The organism is Burkholderia sp. SRS-W-2-2016 (genome assembly GCF_001931485.1).
Taxonomy (GTDB): domain Bacteria; phylum Pseudomonadota; class Gammaproteobacteria; order Burkholderiales; family Burkholderiaceae; genus Paraburkholderia.
In genome coordinates, this window is record NZ_MSDV01000057.1 from 39,879 (window position 1) to 63,689 (window position 23,811).

Genomic DNA, 23,811 nt, shown 5'->3' on the forward strand with positions numbered 1-23,811 from the left:
TCGTCGCAAGCCGCGGTTCACCCGGCACGCCGCTCACTCCCGGTCGAGCCACGCGTCGAGGCCGACCCGAAACGCGACGCCCGCGATCACCGGCACCGTCATCATCAGGATGATGCCGAAGTTCGGAATCTGGTCGCCGTACATGATCGGGTTGTACAGCACGATGCCCGCGACGATCACGAACACGATCACGCCGATGAGGACCATCAGCAGATTGCGCGCGGTCAGGGACAGCGTCTTGCGCTTGTCCGGCGGGTTATGCGCGCCGGGGGCTTGGTCGGGTTGGGCAGGCATGATGGTTCTCGTGGCGAAAATGCGGGATCGGAACGGCGGCCGCGCTGCGCCGCGCCCGCATCATACCCGCACGCGGCGGGCCCGGGCAGATCGGGCAACGCCGTCGCGGGTTTCGATCCCTAACATCAATATATGCCGCCTTGCCGTCGAATTCACGCGTCGGAATCGGCGGGCGCCGGCTGTTCCGCGGTGTCCGGCGTTGCCAGCGTCGCCACGGCGCCCGCCGGCGCCTGCAACGCGGCGAGCTGCTCGGTCAACTCCAGTGCGTCGAGAATCGCGCTCATCAAACCGGCGCGCCGCCATTGCAGCCATTTGATGTAGCAGGTTTGCGACGGCGGGAACGTAGTCGGCAGCCGGTGCCATTTCTCGTTGCGCGTGAGCACCCACAGGATCGCATTGAGAATCTCGCGCGGCGGTCGCGCCGGCCGTCCAAAACGCTTGTTCGGCGGCGGCTGGAACAGGTGACTGACGCGTGCCCACGCGTCATCGGAAAGAGGAAGGTCTAGCATGCCGCCCAACGTTTCACTAAGGGGTACATCACGATCTTACGGTTTGGGGGGGGGCTACTAATTCCGGAATTGAGCGTGGTTTGGGCGGTTTAACGGCGGATTGCCGCGTGGCGGATGCTGTTAGCGTCGACGTTTCATCGTTTGTCCCCGGCGCCGGAATCGATGGACTGCCGCGCTGCCGGGGACATGTTTCATTTCAGGTTGCGAAGCCGGCCGCGGTGCGGCGTGCGATCGACGGCAACAGCAGCACGCCGATCAGACCGATCACCACGCTCACCTGCACGTAGTAGATCGGCGCGAGATTGCTGCCGGTCGCGTGCACGAGCCACGTATTCACGAACGGCGCGAGGCCGCCGAAAATCAGTACCGCCAGGTTGTAGGTGACCGCCGCGCCGGTCGAGCGCACGCTGACCGGGAACACTTCGGTCAGCACGATCGGCGTCGGGCCCCAGAAGAAGCTCATGAAGAACGACACGCCGACCTGCGCCGCGAGCAGCGTGCCGAAGCTCGGCAGCGTGACGAACTGCTTGAACAGCACGTACGACGCGATGCTGTAGCCGACGATCGCCGGCAGCAGCACCGCCTTGCGGCCGTAGCGATCCGACAGATAGCCGGCGAGCGGGCAGAACACGAGGATCACCAGGGTGCCGATGAAGGTGCTCAGGTTCACGTCGGTGGACGACATGCCCAGTTGCTTCTTCGCGAAGATCGGCAGGAAGAACACGAACACATACGCGGACACGGTGCCGACCACCGACATCCCGAGCGTGCCGAGCACCGCGCGCGGATAGTCGCGGAACACGGTACGCAGCGGCGTATTCACGCGCTTGACCTTGCCGCTTTGCACTTCCTGCGTGTAGGCGACGAATTCCGGCGATTCGTCGACGGTCGAGCGGATCAGCCAGCCGACCGGTCCGATCAGGATGCCGAGCAGGAACGGCAGGCGCCAGCCCCACGATTCGAGCGCCTGCGGCGTGAGGTTGACGGTCAGCAGATACGCGACCAGCGCGCCGAGCGAGAACGCCAGCGCCTGCGAGCACATCTGGAAGCTGCCGAAAAAGCCGCGGCGGTTTTCCGGTGCGAACTCGACCAGCATCGTGGTGGCGCCGCTGAATTCGCCGCCCACCGAGAAGCCCTGGATCAATCGCGCGAGCACCATCAGGATCGGCGCGGCGATGCCGATCGCCTCGTGGGTCGGCAGGATGCCGATCATGCCGGTGCCGATCGACATCAGCACGATCGTCAGCGACAGCGCCTTCTTGCGGCCCACGCGGTCGCCGTACAGGCCGAGCAGCACGCCGCCGAGCGGGCGCACCGCGAAGCCGACGCCGAACGTCGCGAGCGTCAGCAGCATCGACGCGAACTCGTTGCCGCTCGGGAAATACAGCTTCGCGATCATCACGGCGAACAGCCCGTAAATCGCGAAGTCGAACCATTCGAATGCATTGCCGAGTACCGAAGCGATGACTACTTTGCGCACCATCGCCGGCGACGGCGTCGGTTTTCCGTTCATAGCTGTTCCCCTCTGATCGATTGCTTTAGATGCGGCCGCGGGTGGCGGCCGCCGATGTTGCCGCTTCAACCGAGCCGTTGCCGGACGATCTCGATGAACACCGCCGCGCCGGTCGGCGCGGTGTCGTCGTCGAAATCGAATTCGGGGTGGTGGCAGGTGAGCCCGTCGTGGCCCAGGAAGAAGTATGAGCCCGGGCGCTGCTGCAGCATGAACGCGAAATCTTCCGAGGCCATCAGCGGCGCGACGTCGACGATCACGTTGTCCGCGCCGAGCACCTGCTCCGCCGCGCGCCGCACCGTGTCGGTTTCGGCGGGCGTGTTCAGTGTGGGCGGCGAGGTCTGCAGATGTTCGAAGCTCACTTCGCAGCCGTACATCGCCGCCGCGCCTTCGCAGATCGCGCGCAGTCGCGCGAGCGTGGTTTCCTGCGCCTTCACCGACAACGTGCGCACCGTGCCTTCGAGCAGCGCGGTGTCGGGAATCACGTTGATCGCGGTGCCGGACAGGAATTTGCAGATGCTGACCACCGCGGTATCGAGCGGATCGATGTTGCGGCTGACGATGCTCTGGATCGACTGCACCAGCGTGGTGCCGACAATCAACGGATCGATCGACTTGTGCGGCATCGCCGCGTGGCTGCCGACGCCCTTGATGTTGATCCGGAACAGGTCGCACGCCGACAGGATCGCGCCGCTGCGCACGCCGATCTTGCCGGCGGGCAACTGGTTGTTGTTATGCAGTGCATAGACTTCGTCGCAGTGAAAGCGCTCGAACAGGCCGTCGTCGATCATCGCCGAGCCGCCGCGCAGCGTTTCCTCGGCCGGTTGAAAGATCAGATGCACGGTGCCGCGAAAATCGCGATTGGCGGCGAGGTGTTTGGCGACGCCGAGCAGGATCGCGGTATGGCCGTCGTGGCCGCAGCCGTGGAACACGTTGTCGTGAGTCGAGCGGTGCGCGGGCGTGCCTTTTTCGCTCATCGGCAGCGCGTCCATGTCCGCGCGCAGACCGAGCGACGGACCGTCGCCGCGCGTGCCGCGAATCGTGCCGACCACGCCGGTGCCGCCGATCCCGGTCTGCACGTCGATTGCCCAGTCGGCCAGCAGCTTCGCGACCAGACCCGCGGTGCGATGCTCGTGAAATCCGAGTTCCGGATGCTGGTGGATGTCCCTGCGCCACGCGCGCATCTGTTCGCCCAGAGCTTTCAAATCGCTGTCCATCTGCATACCGCCAATCCTCCTGGTGATGAATGGGTGCGGCGCTCGCTGCGTGACAGCCGGCGCCGGGTCGAGTCGAAGAATAATTCATTAGTTGCAGTTTTCAACTAATGCTTTTCCCTAGTAATCGAACAATGCGCAGGGTCTGGGCTATCATCCTCGATCAGATGCCGGCGCGGCCGCGTGAGCGTGGCGATGGCCGCGCAAGCGCGCCGGTGCGTGAGGCGGGCAATTAAGTAAAGTCTTCAGACAGGACGCGAACAGATGCGAGCAGGGACGCCAGTGGGGGAGCAAAAAAACAACGCCAAGCGCCGCGTCGGCAGGAAGGCGGCGACCGCGCTGCCGGAGGTTGGGCAGGAAGCGGCGCGGGACCACGCGCAAGCGCTTGTTGCGGAGACGGCCGGCGATGCGCCGGTGAGCAGTTCCATCGAGTGGAATTACTTTCTGACCTTCAAGCTCGATCTGCTCAAGAACGAGATGATCAGTCGTGCGAATGCTTCATACCGCGCCGCGGTCGGGCTCGATGTGCGGTCGCTGCGGGTGCTGCGGGTGATCTGCCACGCGGAGGGGATTACCGCGACCGAGTTGAAGGAACAGACGCTGATCGAAAAGACGCTGCTCTCGAAGCTGGTCGCCGACCTGATCGAACGCAAGCTGGTGCGGCGCTCGATCCATCCCGACGATGCGCGCCATTTCCAGCTTTGGTCCACCGCGGCCGGCAAGCGGCTACGTACGACCGCCGATCAGTTCGGCCAGTCGCTGGAAACGGAAATGCTGTCGATGCTGTCGGCCGACGAGCGCAGCGAGTTGAACCGGATCGTCGACAAGCTGGTCGACGTGTTTCGGCGTAGCGGCAAGGAGTAGCGCGCGGGCGGCGTGTGTTTCCGCCGGCGCTGAAAAGAGGCTCGAAAAGCGGCGCTGAATTTCAGCGCCGCTTTTTTTACACCCGCAGTCCGCGGCTTTTCAGCCGGTAAACCAGCTGCGGCCGCGTAATCCCCAGCGTGCGCGCGGCCGCCGACAGATTGCCCTGCGCGCGTTGCACCGCGCTTTTTAGCAGCGCGGTTTCGATATCGTCGAGCGAGGTCGGATCGATCTCGCCGCTCGCGCCCATCAGCAGATCGTTGACCTTTCTGACCACCCGTTCCACTTCGCCGCCGCCGCCCGCCTGCTGATCGAGCAGCGAGCCCGATGGCGTCAGCGAGCCGTTGCTGCCGAGGCCGAACATCTGCGCGTCGATCGTTTCGCCGCTGGTGAACAGATGGCCGATATCGATCGCGCCGCCGTCCGGCGCGAGAATCACGCCGCGTTCGACGAGGTTTTCCATCTCGCGGATATTGCCGGGCCAGCCGTAGTTGAGCAGCGCATCGAGCGCGCGGCCGGTGAAGCCGGTCACGTCGCGCGCATGGCGTTCGCGGTACTTGTGCAGCATGTGATTGAGCAGCACCGGCAAATCCTCGCGCCGCTCGCGCAGCGACGGCACCCGGATCGGAAATACGTTCAGACGGAAATACAGGTCCTCGCGAAAGCGTCCCGCGCGAATTTCGTCCTTCAGATCGAGGTTGGTCGCCGCGATCACCCGCACGTCGACGCGGCGCGTCTGCGTATCGCCGACCCGTTCGATCTCGCCTTCCTGCAAAGCGCGCAGCAGCTTGCCTTGCGCGGTCAGACTGAGAATGCCGATCTCATCCAGAAACAGCGTGCCGCCGTTCGCGCGTTCGAAGCGGCCGGGACGGCTCTGCGTCGCATCGGTGAAGCCGCCGCGCTCGACGCCGAACAGTTCCGACTCGACCAGCGCCTCCGGAATCGCCGCGCAGTTAACCGCGACGAACGGGCCGTCGCTGCGCGCGCTGATCCGGTGCAGCGTGCGCGCGCACACTTCCTTGCCGACGCCGCTTTCGCCGAGAAAGAGCACGGTCGCGCGGGTCGTCGCGACGCGCCGGATCATATGGCAGACCGCGTTGAAGCCGGGCGACGCGCCGACCATGTTGTCGTCGCCGAACGCGGTCGGGGTGGGCGGGCGGCTGTCGCCGAGCAGCGCGGTGCTTGCTTCGTTCGCGTCCTGTTGCGGCGCGCGCTTGAGTTCACTGTTCGTCGCGCGCTTGCCGGCATGCTTCGCCGCCTGGCCGCTGTCGCGCCGCGACGCGGCCACCGAAAGCCCGTGCGTAAACGACTGCGCCTGCATGAAGCGCAGATCGTCGGCGGCTTCGTCGCCCCATTCCTCGACCGGCTTGCCGACGATCCGGCATTGCGACTGCCCGAGCGCGCGGCACTCCACTTCGCGATAGACGATCGGCCGCCCCATGAATACGCTCGTATAACCGGACGCATAGCCGATCTGCGTCCAGCACACCGGCTCCGCGCCGATCCCGTAGATGCGGACGTGTTCCTCGTCTTCCGCGCAGTTCTTCCAGACGAATTCGCCGTAGTAGTGACCTTTTTCGACGTCGAGTTCGAGCCGCACCGGCTCGACCACCGTCATTCCTTCGAGCATGTGCAGTTGCGGGCCGACCGCGAACATTTCGGTGATCGAACTATCGGGGCGCACCTTGCGCGCGAGCTCGGCGTCGCGCGCGCCGGAGTTGTAGCCCATCCGCGTGAGCAGGCCGCGCGCCGCGTCGATGCCGAGACTGTCGATCAGCTCGCGGCGCATCACGCCGACCGAGCCGGTATGCACGAGCAGCATGCGCTGGTCGCCGAGCCAGATGCGGCCGTCGCCGGGCGAGAAATGCAGTCGCGACATCAGGTCCGCGATGTCCGGATAGCGCAGGCTGTCCACGCACGCGCCCTGCGGCGAGACCATCGACATGCGCGGATTTTCGGCGGGCTTGCTTCGGGTGACCATCGGAATTCGTCTCCACCACTTGTCTGATTTTTTGCCGGCCGGTGCCGGGCCGTCAGTATGCAATGTCGCGCGTGCGACTGCATGACCAATCGCGCGCCGGCAGGCTCCGGGTGTTCCCTGATACCGATTTGATCGGCCGCGCGATGCGCGCGGCGGGCCGCTTTCGATCATTTGATCTAGCGCAAACCGGCCCGCGCGCCGCCCCGATTTTGCCTCGCCATTTTTTGCGTGTGGCTTATCCGTTGATTCACAAGGGATTGTGCGCTTGTTGCCGTGCGTCGCGAGACTTTTCGCGCCGCATTGGCATAGCGGTTGCATTAATAGGCGCGCAGCAGCGATTTTCGATCAAAGCATGCAGTGAAAACAGAAGCAGGCGCCGCGCGTTTCCCGACGCGCCTGGCGACCCCGCAAAAACACCAAGGAGACGGCGATGTCCTCGCATTCACCCCACGCCGAACCGGCGCCGCGCAGTTTCGATGTGACGCGCCGCTATGTGCGCGTGCGCGAACGCCGCGACGACGGCTTCGTCGAGTTCGATTTTTCGATCGGCGATCCGGGCCTGAGCGTCGAGCTCGTGATGAGCGCGCCGGATTACGCGTCCTTTTGCGCGACTCATCAGGTGCTGCAACTGAGCGACGACGAAGCGGCGGCGCTCGATCTCGAACAGCTGAAGTGGCGCTACGGCCAGCCGGGCGTCAGCGAATAAGCGGCACCGAAGGGCGCGAGCCCCGTAGAACAAACGAAGGAAACGAAGGAGATACCCCATGCAGATCGACATCAAGACCTCTTCGGTCCAGCAGATCCGTCAGACCTTCTCGCATGTCGCGAGACGGCTCGGCGCGGACAAGCCGGCGTCGCGCTATCAGGAAGCGACGCTGGAGCTGCAGCCCGAAGACAACTTCCATTACCGGCCGCTGTGGCAACCGGAATTCGCGCTGTACGACAAGGGCCGCACGGCGATCCGGATGAACGACTGGTACGCGTTCAAGGATCCGCGCCAGTACTACTACGGCGCGTACACGATCACCCGCGCGCGTCAGCAGGACGCGATGGAAAAGAACCTCGAGTTCGTCACGCGGCGGCGCCTGCTGGCCGATCTGCCGGACGACGCGAAAGCGCGCATCGCCGCGTTGATGGTGCCGCTGCGCCACGTCGAATGGGCGGCCAATACGAATAACTGCTTCGTGACCGGCTATGGCTGGGGTACCGCGATTACTCAGGCGACGATGTTTCATTCGATGGACCGGCTCGGCATCGCGCAGTACCTGTCGCGGCTCGGGCTGCTGCTGGACGGCAATTCGGGCAGCTCGCTGGTCGACGGCAAAGCGCAGTGGCTCGATGAGCCGATGTGGCAGGGGCTGCGCCGCGTGGTCGAGGACACGATGGTCGTGAAGGACTGGTTCGAGACCTACGTCGCGCAGAACGTCGTGCTCGACGGGCTGCTGTATCCGCTCGTATATCGCCATATCGATCAGCGGCTGTCGAAGGAATACGGCGCGGCCCTCGGCATGGTGAACGAGTTCGCGAGCAGCTGGTTCGACGAAACGAGCCGCTGGGTCGATGCGACTTTGAAGACCGCGGCGGCGGAGTCGGCGGAGAACGCGGCGTTGCTCGCGCAATGGATCGCGAAGTGGCGCGCGCGGGTGCTCGACGCATTGCGGCCGCTCGCGGTGGAGGCGCTCGGCGCGCAGGACGGCGATGCCGCGTTGCAGGAAACGGCCGCGAGTTTCGCTGCGCGGGTGCAGAAGCAGGGCGTTTCGATTGAGACGGTGCAGCCGCAAATGCAGCCGCAAGCGCAGCCGCAAAACCAGGAGACCAATCATGGCTGATTCCGTATTCATCGCATTCCAGACCAACGACGATTCGCGTCCGATCATCGAGGCAATCGAGGCCGACAACCCGCACGCGGTCGTCAATGCGTTTCCGGCGATGGTGAAGATCGACGCGGTCGGCCGGCTGGTGATCCGGCGCGAGTCGATCGAGGAGCGCATCGGCCGCGATTTCGACCTGCGCGAACTGCAACTGAATCTGATCTCGCTCGGCGGCAACATCGACGAGACCGACGACGAATTCATTCTGGAATGGAAGGCCTGAGCGGCCCCCGACGAGGAACCAAAAAATGAGCACCCCGAACGCAACGCCGAAAAAACTCAGCATCAAGGAAAACTACGCGATGCTGACTCGCGGTCTCGGCTGGGAGACCACCTATCAGCCGATGGACGAAGTGTTCCCGTACGACCGCTTCGAAGGGATCAAGGTCCACGACTGGGATAAATGGGAAGACCCGTTCCGTCTGACGATGGACGCTTACTGGAAGTACCAGGGCGAAAAGGAACGCAAGCTGTACGCGATCATCGACGCGTTCCAGCAGAACAACGGCCAGTTCAACGTGACCGACCCGCGCTATATCAACGCGCTGAAGCTGTTCTTGACCGGCGTGAGCCCGCTCGAATACGCGGCGCATCGCGGCTTCGCGCTGGCCGGGCGCAACTTCCGCGGCGCCGGCGCGCGCATCGCGTGCCAGATGCAGGCGATCGACGAACTGCGCCACGCGCAGACCCAGGTTCACACAATCAGCCACTACAACAAGTTCTTCAACGGCTTTCACGACTTCAAGCACATGCACGACCGGGTCTGGTATCTGTCGGTGCCGAAGTCGTATTTCGAGGACGCGATGAGCGCCGGCCCGTTCGAGTTCGTGACCGCGATCTCGTTCTCGTTCGAATACGTGCTGACCAATCTGCTGTTCATGCCGTTCATGTCGGGCGCCGCGTTCAACGGCGACATGGCGACGGTCACGTTCGGTTTTTCCGCGCAGTCCGACGAATCGCGTCATATGACGCTCGGCCTCGAAGTGGTCAAGTTCCTGCTCGAACAGGATCCGGGCAACGTGCCGATCATCCAGAAGTGGATCGACAAATGGTTCTGGCGCGGCTACCGGCTGTTGACGCTGGTCGCGATGATGATGGACTACATGCTGCCGAAGCGGATCATGTCGTGGCAGGAAGCGTGGGAAACCTACTTCGAGAAGAACGGCGGCGCGCTGTTCCATGACCTGGAGCGCTACGGCATCAGGATGCCGAAGTATCACGAAGTCGCATCGAAAGAGAAAGACCGCATTTCGCACGAGGCGTGGGGCATTTTCTACAACTACACGCACGCGGCCGCGATGCACACGTGGATCCCGTCCGACGACGAAATGAACTGGCTCGCCGAAAAATATCCGGCCACGTTCGACCGGCTGTACCGCCCGCGTTTCGAGTACTGGCGCGAGCAGCAGAAAGAGGGCAAGCGCTTCTACAACAACACGCTGCCGATGCTGTGCCAGATCTGCCAGATTCCGATGGCTTTCACCGAACCGGACGACCCGACCAAAACCTGCTACCGCGAAAGCGATTATCTCGGCAACAAATTCCATTTCTGCTCGGACGGCTGCAAGGACATCTTCGACAACGAGCCGGAGAAATACGTGCAGGCGTGGTTGCCGGTGCATCAGATCTACCAGGGCAACTGCTTCGAGAAAGATGCGGACCCGAGCGCGGCGGATTTCAACCCGCTCGCCGAAGTGCTGCGCTACTACCACATCAACGTCGGTGAAGACGGCCACGAGTTCGAGGATTCGCCGGACCGCAAGAACTGGCTGCGCTGGACCGGCAAGCCGAGCCACGGCGGCGAGGGCACTACCGAGGCAATCGCGGAGCAGGCGGCGCAGCAGGCAGCGCAAACGCAGGCCGCGACCACGCCGCCTACCACGCCACCCGCCACGCCCGCCGCTCAGCCCGCGTGAGCGTCACGCCCGCGCCGACCCAATACAGAAGGAGACACGACATGTCAGTTATCGCGCTGAAAGACGGCTACACAGGTGAAATGAAGGACCGCGAAGAAAATTTTCACGGCAACCGGCTGCTGTTCGTCGGCTGGGAAGATCACCTGATGTTCTGCGCGCCGCATTGCATTCCGGTACCGCCGTCGATGACGTTCGCGACCTTCGCGAACGACGTGCTGCCGGGCATTTACGCCGCGCATCCGGACTGGAACAAGGTCAAGCTCGACGAGATCGAATGGTTCAGTTCGAACCAGCGTTTCACGCCGGCGTTCGAACGCACGCTCGGCGAAAACGGCCTCGGCCACAAAGCGGTGCTGCGTTTTCGCACGCCGGGGCTGACCGGCATTGGCGGCTCGTGCAGCTAGGCCCGGCTTGAAGTAATGACGAAACAGAAACGGAAATAGAAACGGAATTGGAAACGGAACTAGAAACGGAGACGCTGACATGAGTTATCAGCTGACCATCGAGCCGCTCGGTCACAGCATCGAGATCGGCGACGATCAGACCATTCTCGACGCCTGCCTGCGCGCCGGCGTGTGGCTGCCGCACGCGTGCTGCCACGGGCTGTGCGCGACCTGCAAGGTGCAGGTGGTCGACGGCGAAATCGAGCACGGCAATGCGTCGCCGTTCGCGCTGATGGATTTCGAGCGCGACGAACGCAAGTGCCTCGCGTGCTGCGCGACCGCGCAATCCGATCTGACGATCGAAGCCGATATCGACGAAGACCCGGACGCGCGTCACTATCCGGTGCAGGACTTCACCGGCCGCGTGAAGGACAGCGTCGACCTGACGCCGACGATCAAGGGCATCTTCGTCGAACTGGACGGCGCGGGCATCGAGTTTCAGGCGGGCCAGTACGTGAACGTGCGGATTCCCGGCGAGGACATGCCGCGCGCGTTTTCGCTGGCCGGCAAGCCCGGTTCGGCGACGCTGATCGAGTTGAACGTGCGGCGCGTGCCCGGCGGCAAGGGCACCGGCTATCTGCACGAAGCGCTGAAGCCGGGCGACGCGCTGCGTTTTACCGGCCCGTTCGGGCGCTTCTTCGTGCGGGCGTCGGACCCGCAACCGGTGATCCTGATTGCCGGCGGTTCGGGTCTGTCGAGTCCGCGTTCGATGCTGCTCGATCTGCTCGAACAGGGCGACACGCGGCCGATCACGCTGGTGTACGGCGCGCGCGATCGCGCGGAACTGTACTACCACGACGAGTTTCTCGAACTGGAGCAACGCCACGCGAATTTCGCCTATGTGCCGGCGCTGTCGAACGAAGCCGAGGGGAGTACTTGGGACGGCTTTCGCGGCTTCGTTCACGACGCGGCGAAAGCGCATTTCGGCTGCGATTTTCGCGGCCACAAAGCGTATTTGTGCGGACCGCCGGTGATGATCGAAGCGTCGATTCGCGCATTGATGCAGGGCCAACTGTTCGAACGCGATATCTACACGGAGAAGTTTTTGAGCAACGCCGACGGCGCCGACGCGCTCGCGAAAAGCCCGTTATTCAGGTCGATCTAAGCGGCGCAATTCGCGCCGGCCGGCGGCACCTTCAACCGTCATGATCCGGCATACCCGTACGGTATGAAATCAGTCTGAATCGGTGTTGGACGGTGCCGCGGCTTCACCGCAAAATTCGTACAGCATTACCTATAACAAGCAGATAAATCGAAAAAGCAAGGAGATGGAGATGAAGACACTACTCACCCGTTGCGCGCTCGCCTGCGCGGTCGCGCTGACGGGATCCGCTCTCGCGGCAGGCAATAGTACAAACAGCACCAGCACGAACGCCGCGCACAACGCGACGGCAAACCAAGGCAAACGTCCGAACATTCTGCTGATCGTCGCCGACGACCTCGGCTATTCGGATATCGGCGCATTCGGCGGCGAAGTTCAAACGCCGAATCTCGACAAACTCGCGCACGAAGGCGTGCGGATGGCCGACTTCTACGCATCGCCGTTCTGTTCGCCGACCCGCGCGATGCTGATGTCGGGTGTCGACAATCACCGCGTCGGGCTCGGTGGAATGGCCGAACTGCTGACGCCGGCGCAGCGCAGCGCGGCCGGCTATGAAGGGTATATGACGCATAGCGTGGTGACCTTTCCGCAACTGCTGCGCGACGCCGGTTACCACACCTACATGGTCGGCAAATGGCACCTCGGCTTGACCGAGGAATACGGCCCCGCGTCGCGCGGTTTCGAACAGTCGTTTGCGATGGTGCAGGGCGGCGCGAGCCATTTCGGCCAGGTCGGCATCATCACCAACGACGCGGACAAGACGCCGAAAGCGATGTATCGCGAGAACGGCAAGCTGATCGATCTGCCGGAAGGTTTCTATTCGACGATCGGCTATACCGACAAGATGCTGTCGTATATCGACAGTCATAAGGACGACGGCAAGCCGTTCTTCGCGTACGTCGCGTACACCGCGCCGCACTGGCCGCTGCAGGCACCGGACGAAGCTATCAAGAAGTACGAAGGAAAATACGACGCCGGCTACGACGCGATCCGCGCGCAGCGTCTCGCGAAAATGAAGGCGATGGGCCTCGTGCCGAAGGATATGGAGGCCTACACCGGCGACGAAGTGTGGCCGCAATGGAACAGCCTGTCGCTGGTGCAAAAGCAGATCGAGTCGAAGCGGATGGCGGTCTATGCGGCGATGATCGATGTGATGGACACGCAGATCGGCCGCCTTGTCGATCATCTGAAGGAAACCGGCCAGTACGACAACACGCTGATCTTCTTCATGTCGGATAACGGCGCGGACGGCAACAGCATTCTCGACGAAGCCGCGAATCGCGAGTGGATCAAGCGTCACGCGGACAACAGCATCGCCAATACCGGCCGCGCGGGTTCGTTCGTCGAATACGGGCCGGGCTGGGCGCAGGTCAGCATGACGCCGTTGCGGCTCTACAAGGCGTTCGCGTATGAAGGCGGGATCGCGGTGCCGAACATCATCGTGTTGCCGCACGGCGCGCACGACGGCCAGATCAGCCGGGTGCCCGCGCACGTGACCGACGTCGCGCCGACCATCCTGCAACTGGCCGGCGTCGCGCAACCGGGCGGCGAGTACAACGGCCGGCCGGTGTTCCGGATGCAGGGCACGTCGATGCTCGATTTCCTCAGCGGTCAGCGCAAAACCGTGCATAAGGGGGAGTTCACCGAGGGCTGGGAGCTGAACGGCCGTCGCGCGATGCGCAAGGGCGACTGGAAGATCTCGTACGCGAACAAGCCGTGGGGCACCGGCGAGTGGCAGCTGTTCCATGTCAGCGCCGACCGGTCCGAACTGCATGATGTCGCGAAGCGTTATCCGGCCAAGATGAAGGAACTGCTCGCCGACTACAACGCGTATCAGACGGAGAACGGCGTGCAGGACATCCCGCATCTCGGCGAGCGTCCGGGCTACAGCAACGCTACGCATTACTACGAAGATGAACTCGAAACCAACCGGTAAGCGGCGGCGCGCTCGCGCGCCGGGTGCTATGGCGGCGGTGGCGCGGGTGTCGAGTTTGATGCCTGCGCTGCTGCTGGCGGCGTGGCTGCCGGCTTCGGCCGGCGCCGCTGACGCGGGGACCGCGACAGCGGTTCCTGTTGCGGCCAATACGGCGGCGACGGCCACCGCATCCGCCACCGCCGCAGAAGACCCCACCGCCGGCCCCCGCCTATGCACCGCGTACAACGGCGTGCCCGCCGGCTTCGGCCCCGCGCGCAACGGCGCCGCGAATCGCGCGGGCCTGATCCGCATTCCGGCGGGCCGTTTCCAGATGGGCTCGAACGACGGCTATCCGGAAGAGCGCAACGTGCGCAGCGTGCGGCTCGACAGCTTCCTGATCGACCGGCACGAAGTGACCAATGCGCAATTCGCGCGCTTCGTGAAGGCGACCGGCTACGTGACCGATGCCGAACGCGCGCGCGATCCCGCGCAATTCCCGGGCGTGCCGAAGGAGCAACTGGTGGCGGGCTCAGTCGTGTTCGTGTGGCCGAAGGGCACCGAGCAGTTCGACGACGCGTATCGTTGGTGGAAATTCCAGCCGGGCGCGAACTGGCGTCATCCGTTCGGTCCCGGCAGTTCGATCGCCGGCAAGGACAACCATCCGGTCGTGCAGGTCAGCTACGCCGACGCGCAGGCGTACGCGAAGTGGCTCGGCCGCGATCTGCCGAGCGAGGCCGAGTACGAATACGCGGCGCGCGGAGGCCTCGACGGCGACACCTATCCGTGGGGCAATACGCCGGGCGGGCAGGGCCGCTATATGGCGAACACGTGGCAGGGCGATTTTCCGGCGCGCAATCTGGTGCGCGACGGCTACAAGGGCACCGCGCCGGTCGGCTGCTTTCCGGCCAACGGCTACGGGATGTTCGATCCGGTCGGCAACGTCTGGCAGTGGACCCGGGACGCGTATCAGGACCGCCATCCGAAGGACGAGGCGGAGAACCCGCTGGTGGTGACCGTATCGCAACCGGTCGACACGCTCGAGCGTCCGGCGCGCGTGATCAAGGGCGGCTCGTTCCTGTGCGCGCCGAACTTCTGCGTGCGCTACCGGCCGTCGTCGCGGCAGCCGCAGGACCCGACGCTCGGCACCGTTCACATCGGTTTCCGAACCGTGCTGCGTGAACCATGAAAACGCGCCGGCTGACCCTGCGTCTGTTAAGCAGACCTACGAAGCCGCTTCGAGGCGGTCGAGCCATTGCGCGAGTTCGCGGCGCAACTGGCCAAGATCGAGCGGCTTGCCCAGCAGCCGGGCACCAGGAATCGTCTCGCCGATCTCCGCGCTGCGACCGTAGCCCGACACCAGCAGCACGCGTATCGACGGCTGCTCGCGGCGCACGGCGCGGGCGAGTTCGGCACCGGACATGCCGGGCAGCGTCAGGTCGGTAAGCAGTACGTCGTAATGCTGCGCGGCCGCGAGCGGCAGCGCTTCCTCGGCGCTGCCGGCCGCGTCGCACACGAGGCCGAGCGCGCCGAGCAGTTCGGCGAGCGCCTCGCGCGATTCGGTATCGTCTTCGACCAGCAGCACGCGCGCGGTTTCGCGCGGCGCCGGCTCGCTGCGCTGCGCGGGCGCGGCCGCTGCCGTCGCCGGTTCCCGCGTGCCGTCGTAAGCGGCGGGCGGCACGCACGCGGCGATGCGCGCGTCGCGCACCCCGGCGGCCGGGGCCGCATGCGCGGGGCTCGCGCGCAGCACGTTGCGCACCAGCCGCGCGAGATCGTCGCGCCGGTACGGTTTCGACAGCAGCGTAATGCCCGCGTCGAGCTTGCCGTGGTGCACGATTTCGTCGCGCGTATAGCCGGACGTGAACAGCGTCGGCACCGGCGGCGTGCGTACGGCCGCGCGCTGCGCGAGCTCGACGCTTTTGAGCTTGCCGGGCATCACCACGTCGGTGAACAGCAGATCGATCGGCACGTCGCTGTCGATGAATTCGAGCGCCGCGTCGCCGTTCGACGCGGTCAGCACCTTGTAGCCGAGTTGCGCGAGCATTTCGACCGCGGTCAGCCGCACGTCGGCGTCGTCCTCGACCACGAGGATCGTTTCGCCGCCGCCGACCGAGGTCGCCGGGCCGTCGACCGGCTCCGGCGTCTCCGCTTCGCGGCAGCGCGGAAAAAACAGCGACACCGTGGTGCCGTGGCCCACTTCGCTTTCGATCGCGACATAGCCGCCGCTCTGGCGCGCGAAGCCGAACACCATCGACAGACCGAGCCCGGTGCCGTGGCCGTCCGGCTTGGTCGTGAAGAACGGCTCGAACACGTGTTGCAGGATCTCGGGTGGCATCCCCGAACCGGTATCGGCGACCGAGAACTCCACGTATTCGCCCGGCGACAGTTCCGGCTTGTCGTGGCAGAACGCGGCGTCGAGCCGGCGGTTGGTCGCGCGCACCGTCAGCACGCCGTCGGCGCGCATCGCGTCGCGCGCGTTGATGGCGAGATTGAGCAGCGCGTTTTCGAGCTGATTGCGGTCGACCTGCACGTTCCACAGATCGTCGCTGACCACCGTATCGATGCGCACCGTCTCGCCCAGCGAGCGGTGCAGCATCTCGCTCATCCCGTTCAACAGGCGGCGCGGATTGAGCACGGTCGGCGACAGCGGCTGGCGCCGCGCGAACGCGAGCAGATGCGCGGCGAGCCTGGCGCCGCGCTTGACCGCTTCGGTCGCGGCCGCCAGACGCCGCCGCGTGACCGGCTGGTCGCCGGCGTCGGCGGCCAGCATCTGCAGATTGCCGTTGATCACCTGCAGCACGTTGTTGAAGTCGTGCGCGACGCCGCCGGTCAAACTGCCGATCGCTTCCATCTTCTGCGCCTGACGCAACTGTTCCTCGGCGAGCGCGCGCGCCGCGATCGAATCGGCGACCCGTTGTTCGAGCGTTTCGGTCAACTGAACAAGCGACTGTTCGGCGATCTTGCGCTCGTGAATATCGATCAGCACGCCGGGAAAACGGGTCGGCCGGCCCTGGGCGTCGAATTCGCAGCGGCCGTTCGCCTGCACCCACACGTAGCCGCCGCTCGGGCGGCGAATCCGGTACTCGGCGCGAAACGGCTCGCCGGTGCGGATCGCCTCGGCGGTCAGCTGGTCGTTGAGCGCCTGGTCGTCGGGATGAATCATCGAGGTGGCGGCGCCGCGCGACACGCCTTTCGTGGTTTCTTCGAGCGGGAACGAAAAGGTGCGCGCGAAGCGTTCGTCGCCGCTGACCTTGCCGCTATGCACGTCGAGCACCCAGGTGCCGAGCACCGCGCCGGTGTTCAGCGCGAGCTGCAAACGCTCGTTGGTTTCGTGCAGTTCCGTTTCGGCGCGCTGGCGGCTGCGCTCGGTGAGCACGCGGCCGGTGGTCTCGATGACCATCGCGATCACGCCGGCCGGCGCGCCGCCGTCGCCGGCGACGGGACTGTAGTACAGATCCATCCACACTTCTTCGGGCTTGCCGTCGCGCAGCAGCACGAGTTCCTTGTCGCGATACGACAGCGTGCCGCCCGCGAGGCAGGTCGTCATCACGTTGCGATTGAACTCGGCGACTTCGGGCCAGCCGCCTTCGACGGGACAGCCGAGCAGGTAAGGGTGGCGGCCGCCGGCGAACACCGCGTACGCGTCGTTGTAGATCATGTAGCCGGGCACGTCCCACAACAGCACGAGCGGGACCGGCGACGCGAGCATCATCTGCACCGTCGAAGTCAGACTGCGTTGCCAGTGTCCGATCTCGCCGAGGCTGGTCGCGCGCCAGTCGAACTCGCTGATGCGGCGGGCCATCTCGCCGCGCCAGCCGGCGCAACCGTAATCTTGTGCCGGAAAGGGCATGCTGCGCTCCAGAAGAGATCGCGTCGAAACGTGGTGATTCAGGGCTCGGCTCGTCCGGCTTCGGCCACTCGCGGCGGCAGGTGAAGCACGCGAAGCCGGCGGGTATCGCGAGCCGAAGCGGGCTTGCAGGGTTGCGCGCGGCGCGGCTGCAAGCTGCCCGAGGGGTTGCGTTTATTGTAGGCCACGACGTTCGATCGTTGACCCGCGTGGCGGTGTTATTGGTTTTTTGCCGGCGTCACGGCGACGCGAAAGAGCGCGTGTCGTGCGCGGCACCTCGATGCGCGCGCAACTTTTACCGCGATGGATGCCCGCGGATCGGTGCGAGCGGAAAGAAGCGCCTGTTCCAGCCGGTCAGGCGCGCGGCATGCTTGCCGCGAGCGGCGTGATGCGCGCCGGCGTCGAACCGCCGGCGCGCACCTCGCCGATCGCCGCGAACTCAGTTCGACAGCGACAGATACTGCGACTGCAACGGCACCGGCGGGAACGGTTGCAAGCCGGTCTGTTTGCTGAAGCTGTAGCGCACATACACCGCCGCGAGCCACTCGCGATATTGATAAGCATTACCTAGCGATGCGGTTGCCCCGAACGCGAGCTGCGGCGCGAGCTGGTATTCGCCGGTTGCGCTGAGCGAGTACGACACGCCGGTCTTGCTCTGGCCCGGGTAGACCTGATCGGCCTGCACGCCGCTGACGTTTTGCGTGGCCAGCACCGCGTTGCTTTGCCGGGTCGGATCGGTCGGGAAGTAGTTCGACGGATCCTCGCGGTAATGCTGGACCCCGATCGAGCCTTTCACGTCATACGTAAACAGGCCCGCGCGGCCCGACCATTCGACCGGCAGATTCAGGATCACGTACTGCTGCGGGCTGAAGTAGCCGCCCTGGCCGTACGTGAAATACGACAGGTTGCGGTTGTAGCCCATCAGCGTGGTGTTCACGCCGATCGTCAGCGTCTGGTCGGCGTCCTTCAGCAGGCGCGTATAGACGCCGCCGCCGCCCTTGATCGCGTTGTTGCTCTGCACGTTGGTGCCCATGTAATGCTGGTACGACGCATTCACATACAGGCCGCTGGTGCCGTCGTCCCACGTCAGCGCGGCGCGTGCGCCGTTCGACGTGACGCCGCCCCATTCGAGGCCGGCGCCCGCATCGCGCGCGCCCGCGTAGGACAGCAAACTATCGGTCACCGCGCGGCGCGCGACCGCGAGCGAGTACGAGACCTTGTCGGTGATCGCGCCGTCGTATTGCGCGCCGCCGACGATGTTCTGTTCGCGAAAGCCGATCGGCGTCACGCCGATATCGCCGCTGATGCTGCGGCTCTCGTAGCCGACCGACAGCCCCACGCCGCTCGCGGTCTGGCTGCCGTAGTTGTTGGTGTTGGCGACCGCCGCATGCGACGACTCCGGCGTCGAGATGCCCGCGCCGAAGCGCGCGAGCGTCGACGTGCTGCTCGACGCGGTGCCGGCATCGAGCGTGACCGGCGTCGCGGTCACCACCACGTGACCGTTGCCCGCCTTGATGCGCCCCTGGATCGGCGCCTCGATATCGGTCACCGACGACAGCCCATCCTCGCCCGCGCGATTGCGGAACACCAGCCCGCCTGACACCGTGCTCGACTGCTCGCGATTGACCTGCGCGAGTTCTTCGGCGACGCCGAGCGTCTGTGCGTTCGCGACGTTGGCCGGACGGCGGTTCTGCGCGTCGCTGCCCGGTGGGTAGTACGGCTGCGCGTAGCCGGTCGGCGGCTGCGGAATGTAGGGCTGCTGCGCGTAGTAGCCCTGGTTCGGATACGGCTGCTGCTGCGGATACGGTTGATACGGCTGTTGCGGATAAGCCTGCTGTTGCGGATACGGTTGATACGGCTGTTGCGGATAAGCCTGCTGTTGCGGATACGGCTGCTGTTGCTGTTGCGCATAGACCGGTGCGGCGCGGCTCGTTTTCGTGCTGCTTTTCTTCGCGGTGCTGGCGCGGTTCGTCGTCGAGCGGGTCGCGCCGTACGGCAGCGGCGCGCTCGAGCCCGCGTTGGCCTGCGCGTCGCGCGAGGCCGGCGACATCGGCCACGGCGTGGCCGCATAACCGTCCTGCGCGCCGTAGGGCGCCGGTTGCCCGTACGCCGGCTGCCCGTATGCCTGTTGCTGCTGCGGATAAGCCTGCTGCGGATACGCCGGTTGCTGCGCATACGGCTGCTGTTGCGGATACGCCTGCTGCTGCTGCACCGGCAACGATTGCGCCTGCGACGACTGCATCTGCGCCGGCCCCTGACCCGGATACGGCTGCAACGGCGCGCCCGACTGGCTCGACCCGTAGCTCTCCTGACCATAGCCGCTCGTCCCGGCATCGGAGCGCGGCGCGTTATACGGAGCGGCGACGGGCGCCGGATTCGGATACGCCTGCGGGGGCGCCGTATAAGGCGCGACATAGGGTGCGACGTACGGCGCGGGCGGGGTAGGCGGCGGATAGTTCGGCACGGTCTGCGTCGGCGTGGAGGACTGCGAATTCAGGAACGGAAGCGCGGAGCGCGTGGCGGTGTCGGCGCTGCCCGGAGTGGCGATCGCCGTCTTGCCTTCGAAGGGATTGGTGCCGGGCAGCGGCGTCGCGCCGATCTGGCGCATCGCCGTTTCCCAGCCGCGCGGCACATTGGCGGCCGCGCCGTTGCGCGGCGCGTTCGGCTGCACCGGCGTATTGGCCGCGATCAGCGAGCGTTGCAGATAGGTCGACGCGAGCGACAGCTTGCCCTGCGCGCGATACATGCGGCCCACGGTCGCCAGCACGCCCGGATCGTCCGGCGCCTGCTGGAGCGCCTGCTGCGCGAGCGTTTCGGCATAACCGAACTGTCTGGTCGCGGCCGCCGCGGAAATCCCGGCCTGCACGAGGTTCAGATCGTCGGGGCGGCGCTGCAATGCGACCCGGTAGCTCGCGAGCGCGTTGCGGTCGTCGCCGGCGCTCGAATACATGCGGCCGAGCGCGGCTTGCAGGTCGGGGTTGTCGGGCATCGCCGCGAGCCACGGCGCGATCACTTCGTACGCGCTGGCGAGATCGCCGCGCTGGCGCACCAGATCGGCCTGGCGCACCACGATGCCGAGATTCAGGTTGGCGAAATCGGTGCGCTGCTGCGGCGTCAGCTGCATCGCCTGCAGGCGCCGCATCACCATGCCGAGTTCGTCCTGCTGACCGGTCGCCGACAGAATCCCCGCGTATTGCAGCAGCAGGTCGGTGTTGCCCGGCGCCGCGCTCATCGCGCTGCGCACGAGGCCGAGCGCGCGGGTCGGGTCGCCGGCCTGCTGGTACGCGCCGGCGAGCACGCCGATCAGCTCGGGGCTGGTGCCGGCCACCGGCTCGGCCGCGCGCAGCGTCGCGAGCGCCTGCTGGGTCTGGCCGTTTTTGGCCATCCGGGTAGCCAGTTCGGCCTGGCGATGCACCCACAGCCGATGCTGCAGGGTCGTCATCGAGGTGGTGCGCTGCGCGACCGGAATCCGTTCGAGCTGCGCGAGACCGGTCGCCCAGTCCTGGGTTTCCGCCGACAGCAACGCGCTCGCATACAGCGCGTCGGTCATCTCCGGATGCGCGGCGAGCAGCCCGTCCATCATGCTGCGCGCGTTCGCGACCGCGCCCTGGCGCACGTAGATGCGCGCGAGGTCGAGGCGCAGCCACGGGTCGTCGGGCTTGTTCAGCAGCGCGTCCTCGAACAGGCTGCGCGCGGTGCCGAGATCGCCGCGCGCTTCGGCCGCGCGCGCCTGCGCGGCCTGCGCATCGCCGCGCAAGCGGTCGACGCCGCCGACCTTCGCCTGCTGCGCGGCATTCAGCTGATTGGCGAACTGCAACGCTTCTTCGCCGCGGCCCTGCGCGGCCAGCGCGCCGACGAGGCCGCGGATCGCGTCGGGGTTGTCGGCCTGGCGGCGCAGCGCCATCCGGTACGCCTGTTCGGCGCCGGCCGGGTCGTGGTTCTGCAGCAGCATTTCGCCGAGCAGCACCTGCGCGGTCACGTCGGACGGATTGAGCGCGATCGCGCGTTCGAACAGCGACTTCGCCTTCGCGAACTCGCCGTTGCTGCGCGCGCCGATCGCGTCGCTGGTGTAGGTCCAGTAGGTCGCGCTGTCGAGCGCGGTCTTCCAGCGCGCCGGACTGCCGCTGCGCGACGCGCGCTCCAGGTAGTTGCGCGCCTCCGCGAAGCGCTCCTGCTTCAACGCGGCGATGCCCATCCCGCCGAGCGCGTCGGGATCGTTAGGATTGCTCGCCAGCACCGACGAGAACCTTGCCCGCGCGGTCACCGCGTCGTTGCGGTCGAGTGCCGCGAAGCCTTCGGCGACCACCCGGCCGCGCGCGTCGACCGCGGCGTTTTCCTGCGCGCGCGAACGCGCCGCGCTGTCCTGCTGCACCATCGAATCGAAGCGCGCCTTCACGGCCGCGTCGTCGCCGGCGCTTTGCAGATATGCCTCGTAGAGCGGCGCATCGGACGGCCGCGCGTCGAGCCACAGCAGCGCCTGGCGCCAGCTCTTTTTCGCGGCCGCGCCGCTCGTGCTGTCGCCCGCGAGTTTCTGCAGACGCGCGATGCCGTCGCGCCGCGTGACGTCGCGATAGGTCAGATGCTGCGCGTACGCGAGCGCGTAGCGCGGATCGTTGGGGTTCTCGCGCGCCAGCTGTTCGAGGCCGCGGCGCGCTTCGTCCCAGCCCTGCGGGGTCGCCGACAGCGCCTGGAAGTACTCCAGCTGCAATTCCGGGGTGGCCGGCTTGCCGGCCAGCGCGCGCTGATACTGCTGCACCGCGCTCGCGCTCTGGCCGCTTTGCGCGAGCCGCCGCGCGTCGTTGATGGTCTGATCGCGCGGGCTGGTCTGGCCGAGCCGGCGGCCCAGTTCGTCGAGCCGCGGATAGTTCGGCGCGGCCTCTTTCAACTGCGCGAAATACTGCTGCGCGCCGGCGCCGTCCTTGCGGTCGGCCAGCACCATGCCCATCCCGAACAGCGCGTCGGGCTGCTTCGGATCGATGCCGAGCACCTTGCGCCATGCCTGCTCGGCGAGGTCGCCGCGCTGATGCGACTGCCAGTACTTGCCCTGATCGATCAGGACTGCGAGCGGATCCCTGGCCGCCTGCGCGAGCGCATCGGGCGCGGCCGCGGCGATCGCGCACAGCGCGCCGGCCGACAGTGCCACGCGCAACGACAGCGCGAGTGCGTTCAATCGCATGCATTCCTCCAGGCGGGCACGAGACGGCCGGCTTCATCGAAGCGGTAGCGGCCGTCGATAAACCCCGTGCCGAACAGTCCCAGCACACGATCGTAATAAACCGGGTCGCGGCCCGGCACCTCGACGTCGAGCGCGGCGAGCCGGCTGCGCGCAAGACCGAGGCTGTGCTCGTCGCCGAGCGCCTTGAAGTAAGGGGCGAGCGCGCCCCAGTAGCTGAGCGGGCCTTCGCCGCTCGACGCGCCGGTGGTCGACGACACCTTCTCGGGCGGGAAGCCGTTCTGCGCGACCTTCGTGCGCATCCCGCCGAGCGCGCCGAGCCACGATTTCGCGAGCGGATCGGCGGGGGCGGTCAGGCCGGCCCACAGATAGACGCGGATCGCGTCGTAGCTGCCGACGTCGCCGTTCTTCGGATCGACCACGAACTGGCCGCTCTGCCACGCCGCCCAGTCGGGCGCGAAGCCTTGCGGCGACACGGTGCGCACGAACTGGTAGGTGGTGTCGGCGAGCTTGCCCCACGGCCCGTCCGGCGCGTCGTGCGCGAGGGCGCGGAGCAGCGGCAGCGGCAGATAGCTCGGATTCAGGCGCGTGACGGTGCCGTTGCGAAAGCCCTGCGGGCCGGGCAGCAGCATCGGCCCGAGCCCCGGCAGCGTGACGACTTCGTCGGCGGCGATGCGCGCGGCGAGGCTGCGGCCGAGTTGCGTATAGGCCGGGTTGTGCCACAGGCGGCCGGCTTCGAGCAGATCGTAAGCGATCCACAGATCGGAGTCCGACGCCGAATTCGGGTCGAGCACGCCGAACGAGCCGTCCGGTTTCTTGCCCCATTGCCACGCGGGCAGCCGCATTTTTTGCGCGTCGAACTGGTTGCCGGCCAGGTTCGAGCGGGTCCACGCGAGCAGTTTGTCGAAGCTCGCGCGGTCGTTCGCGACCAGCGCGAAAAACATTGCGTACGACTGACCTTCCGAGGTGCTTTGCTGGGTCGGCGTCGAGAAATCGATCACCCGGCCGTCGGCCTGCATGAAGCGCGCGATGAAGCTGCGATACGCGCTCCAGTCGCCGCAGCCGGCGCCGGGCGCCGCCTGCGCGCTGTTCGCGGCGCCTGCGCCGAGGGCCGCCGCCGCGAGGCCGAGCGCGAACGCGAGGCGGGTCTTTCTGTTGATCCGAAACCGCATACGAGT

The 23,811-nt window shown here is 66.0% G+C and carries 17 protein-coding genes; 9 read left to right on the forward strand and 8 right to left on the reverse strand.

Annotation, left to right across the window (positions count from 1 at the left end):
- Positions 1-33 precede the first annotated feature (33 nt).
- The 4 genes from BTH42_RS24705 to BTH42_RS24720 form a co-directional block, all read right to left on the reverse strand.
- Positions 34-294 carry a hypothetical protein gene (locus BTH42_RS24705; protein WP_075303798.1) on the reverse strand — a complete coding sequence of 87 codons (261 nt, stop codon included), beginning with the start codon at positions 292-294 and terminating at the stop codon, positions 34-36.
- Between the two features lie 152 nt (positions 295-446).
- Positions 447-803, reverse strand: a complete 357-nt coding sequence (locus BTH42_RS24710; RefSeq protein WP_075303799.1) for a transposase — start codon at positions 801-803, stop codon at positions 447-449.
- 196 nt (positions 804-999) lie between these two features.
- The gene (locus tag BTH42_RS24715; RefSeq protein WP_075303800.1) at positions 1,000-2,316 is read right to left on the reverse strand and encodes an MFS transporter; all 1,317 of its coding nucleotides are present in this window, start codon (positions 2,314-2,316) and stop codon (positions 1,000-1,002) included.
- Positions 2,317-2,381: 65 nt separating this feature from the next.
- Positions 2,382-3,536 (reverse strand): M20 aminoacylase family protein, encoded by a 1,155-nt coding sequence (locus tag BTH42_RS24720; RefSeq protein ID WP_075303801.1) that lies wholly within the window; start codon positions 3,534-3,536, stop codon positions 2,382-2,384.
- A gap of 273 nt (positions 3,537-3,809) precedes the next feature.
- On the opposite strand from BTH42_RS24720, the gene BTH42_RS24725 reads away from it, so the two are divergent.
- Positions 3,810-4,391, forward strand: a complete 582-nt coding sequence (locus BTH42_RS24725; RefSeq protein WP_256702231.1) for a MarR family winged helix-turn-helix transcriptional regulator — start codon at positions 3,810-3,812, stop codon at positions 4,389-4,391.
- Positions 4,392-4,467: 76 nt separating this feature from the next.
- Here BTH42_RS24725 and BTH42_RS24730 read toward each other — a convergent pair whose 3' ends face one another.
- Positions 4,468-6,369, reverse strand: coding sequence for a sigma-54-dependent Fis family transcriptional regulator (locus BTH42_RS24730; RefSeq protein WP_256702232.1), 1,902 nt, complete (start codon positions 6,367-6,369; stop codon positions 4,468-4,470).
- Between the two features lie 430 nt (positions 6,370-6,799).
- Between BTH42_RS24730 and BTH42_RS24735 the strand changes: the two genes are divergently transcribed.
- From BTH42_RS24735 to BTH42_RS24770, 8 genes are all read left to right on the forward strand, one after another.
- On the forward strand, positions 6,800-7,075 hold the full coding sequence (locus BTH42_RS24735; protein WP_075303802.1) for a phenol hydroxylase subunit: 276 nt from the start codon (positions 6,800-6,802) through the stop codon (positions 7,073-7,075).
- Positions 7,076-7,133: 58 nt separating this feature from the next.
- Positions 7,134-8,198: an aromatic/alkene monooxygenase hydroxylase subunit beta gene (locus BTH42_RS24740; protein WP_075303803.1), complete on the forward strand. Its 1,065-nt coding sequence runs from the start codon at positions 7,134-7,136 to the stop codon at positions 8,196-8,198.
- Positions 8,191-8,463: an MmoB/DmpM family protein gene (locus tag BTH42_RS24745; RefSeq protein ID WP_018433525.1), complete on the forward strand. Its 273-nt coding sequence runs from the start codon at positions 8,191-8,193 to the stop codon at positions 8,461-8,463. Before BTH42_RS24740 ends, BTH42_RS24745 begins: the two co-directional genes overlap by 8 nt.
- A gap of 25 nt (positions 8,464-8,488) precedes the next feature.
- Positions 8,489-10,156 (forward strand): aromatic/alkene/methane monooxygenase hydroxylase/oxygenase subunit alpha, encoded by a 1,668-nt coding sequence (locus BTH42_RS24750; protein WP_083654900.1) that lies wholly within the window; start codon positions 8,489-8,491, stop codon positions 10,154-10,156.
- Between the two features lie 41 nt (positions 10,157-10,197).
- A complete protein-coding gene (locus BTH42_RS24755) occupies positions 10,198-10,560 on the forward strand; it encodes a phenol hydroxylase subunit P4 (protein ID WP_075303804.1) in 363 nt (120 codons plus the stop codon).
- Positions 10,561-10,639: 79 nt separating this feature from the next.
- A complete protein-coding gene (locus BTH42_RS24760) occupies positions 10,640-11,704 on the forward strand; it encodes an NADH:ubiquinone reductase (Na(+)-transporting) subunit F (protein ID WP_075303805.1) in 1,065 nt (354 codons plus the stop codon).
- A gap of 169 nt (positions 11,705-11,873) precedes the next feature.
- Positions 11,874-13,637: an arylsulfatase gene (locus BTH42_RS24765; RefSeq protein WP_075303806.1), complete on the forward strand. Its 1,764-nt coding sequence runs from the start codon at positions 11,874-11,876 to the stop codon at positions 13,635-13,637.
- Between the two features lie 58 nt (positions 13,638-13,695).
- Positions 13,696-14,802: a formylglycine-generating enzyme family protein gene (locus BTH42_RS24770; protein WP_083654907.1), complete on the forward strand. Its 1,107-nt coding sequence runs from the start codon at positions 13,696-13,698 to the stop codon at positions 14,800-14,802.
- Between the two features lie 36 nt (positions 14,803-14,838).
- Here BTH42_RS24770 and BTH42_RS24775 read toward each other — a convergent pair whose 3' ends face one another.
- The 3 genes from BTH42_RS24775 to bcsZ form a co-directional block, all read right to left on the reverse strand.
- Positions 14,839-17,463, reverse strand: a complete 2,625-nt coding sequence (locus BTH42_RS24775; RefSeq protein ID WP_075303807.1) for a response regulator — start codon at positions 17,461-17,463, stop codon at positions 14,839-14,841.
- A gap of 436 nt (positions 17,464-17,899) precedes the next feature.
- Entirely contained in the window at positions 17,900-22,636 is a 4,737-nt protein-coding gene (locus BTH42_RS24780; protein ID WP_075303808.1) for a cellulose biosynthesis protein BcsC, read from the reverse strand.
- The gene (bcsZ, locus tag BTH42_RS24785; RefSeq protein WP_075303809.1) at positions 22,627-23,805 is read right to left on the reverse strand and encodes a cellulose synthase complex periplasmic endoglucanase BcsZ; all 1,179 of its coding nucleotides are present in this window, start codon (positions 23,803-23,805) and stop codon (positions 22,627-22,629) included. Before bcsZ ends, BTH42_RS24780 begins: the two co-directional genes overlap by 10 nt.
- Positions 23,806-23,811 lie beyond the last annotated feature (6 nt).

What these genes read in the sequence shown, in the direction of transcription:
- BTH42_RS24775 (WP_075303807.1), bottom strand. Translation starts at nt 17,463, where the DNA reads ATGCCCTTTCCGGCACAAGATTACGGTTGCGCCGGCTGGCGCGGCGAG.
- BTH42_RS24755 (WP_075303804.1), top strand. Translation starts at nt 10,198, where the DNA reads ATGTCAGTTATCGCGCTGAAAGACGGCTACACAGGTGAAATGAAGGAC.
- BTH42_RS24750 (WP_083654900.1), top strand. Translation starts at nt 8,489, where the DNA reads ATGAGCACCCCGAACGCAACGCCGAAAAAACTCAGCATCAAGGAAAAC.
- BTH42_RS24705 (WP_075303798.1), bottom strand. Translation starts at nt 294, where the DNA reads ATGCCTGCCCAACCCGACCAAGCCCCCGGCGCGCATAACCCGCCGGAC.
- BTH42_RS24765 (WP_075303806.1), top strand. Translation starts at nt 11,874, where the DNA reads ATGAAGACACTACTCACCCGTTGCGCGCTCGCCTGCGCGGTCGCGCTG.
- BTH42_RS24760 (WP_075303805.1), top strand. Translation starts at nt 10,640, where the DNA reads ATGAGTTATCAGCTGACCATCGAGCCGCTCGGTCACAGCATCGAGATC.
- BTH42_RS24780 (WP_075303808.1), bottom strand. Translation starts at nt 22,636, where the DNA reads ATGCGATTGAACGCACTCGCGCTGTCGTTGCGCGTGGCACTGTCGGCC.
- BTH42_RS24735 (WP_075303802.1), top strand. Translation starts at nt 6,800, where the DNA reads ATGTCCTCGCATTCACCCCACGCCGAACCGGCGCCGCGCAGTTTCGAT.
- BTH42_RS24745 (WP_018433525.1), top strand. Translation starts at nt 8,191, where the DNA reads ATGGCTGATTCCGTATTCATCGCATTCCAGACCAACGACGATTCGCGT.
- BTH42_RS24710 (WP_075303799.1), bottom strand. Translation starts at nt 803, where the DNA reads ATGCTAGACCTTCCTCTTTCCGATGACGCGTGGGCACGCGTCAGTCAC.
- BTH42_RS24770 (WP_083654907.1), top strand. Translation starts at nt 13,696, where the DNA reads ATGCCTGCGCTGCTGCTGGCGGCGTGGCTGCCGGCTTCGGCCGGCGCC.
- BTH42_RS24720 (WP_075303801.1), bottom strand. Translation starts at nt 3,536, where the DNA reads ATGCAGATGGACAGCGATTTGAAAGCTCTGGGCGAACAGATGCGCGCG.
- BTH42_RS24715 (WP_075303800.1), bottom strand. Translation starts at nt 2,316, where the DNA reads ATGAACGGAAAACCGACGCCGTCGCCGGCGATGGTGCGCAAAGTAGTC.
- bcsZ (WP_075303809.1), bottom strand. Translation starts at nt 23,805, where the DNA reads ATGCGGTTTCGGATCAACAGAAAGACCCGCCTCGCGTTCGCGCTCGGC.
- BTH42_RS24740 (WP_075303803.1), top strand. Translation starts at nt 7,134, where the DNA reads ATGCAGATCGACATCAAGACCTCTTCGGTCCAGCAGATCCGTCAGACC.
- BTH42_RS24730 (WP_256702232.1), bottom strand. Translation starts at nt 6,369, where the DNA reads ATGGTCACCCGAAGCAAGCCCGCCGAAAATCCGCGCATGTCGATGGTC.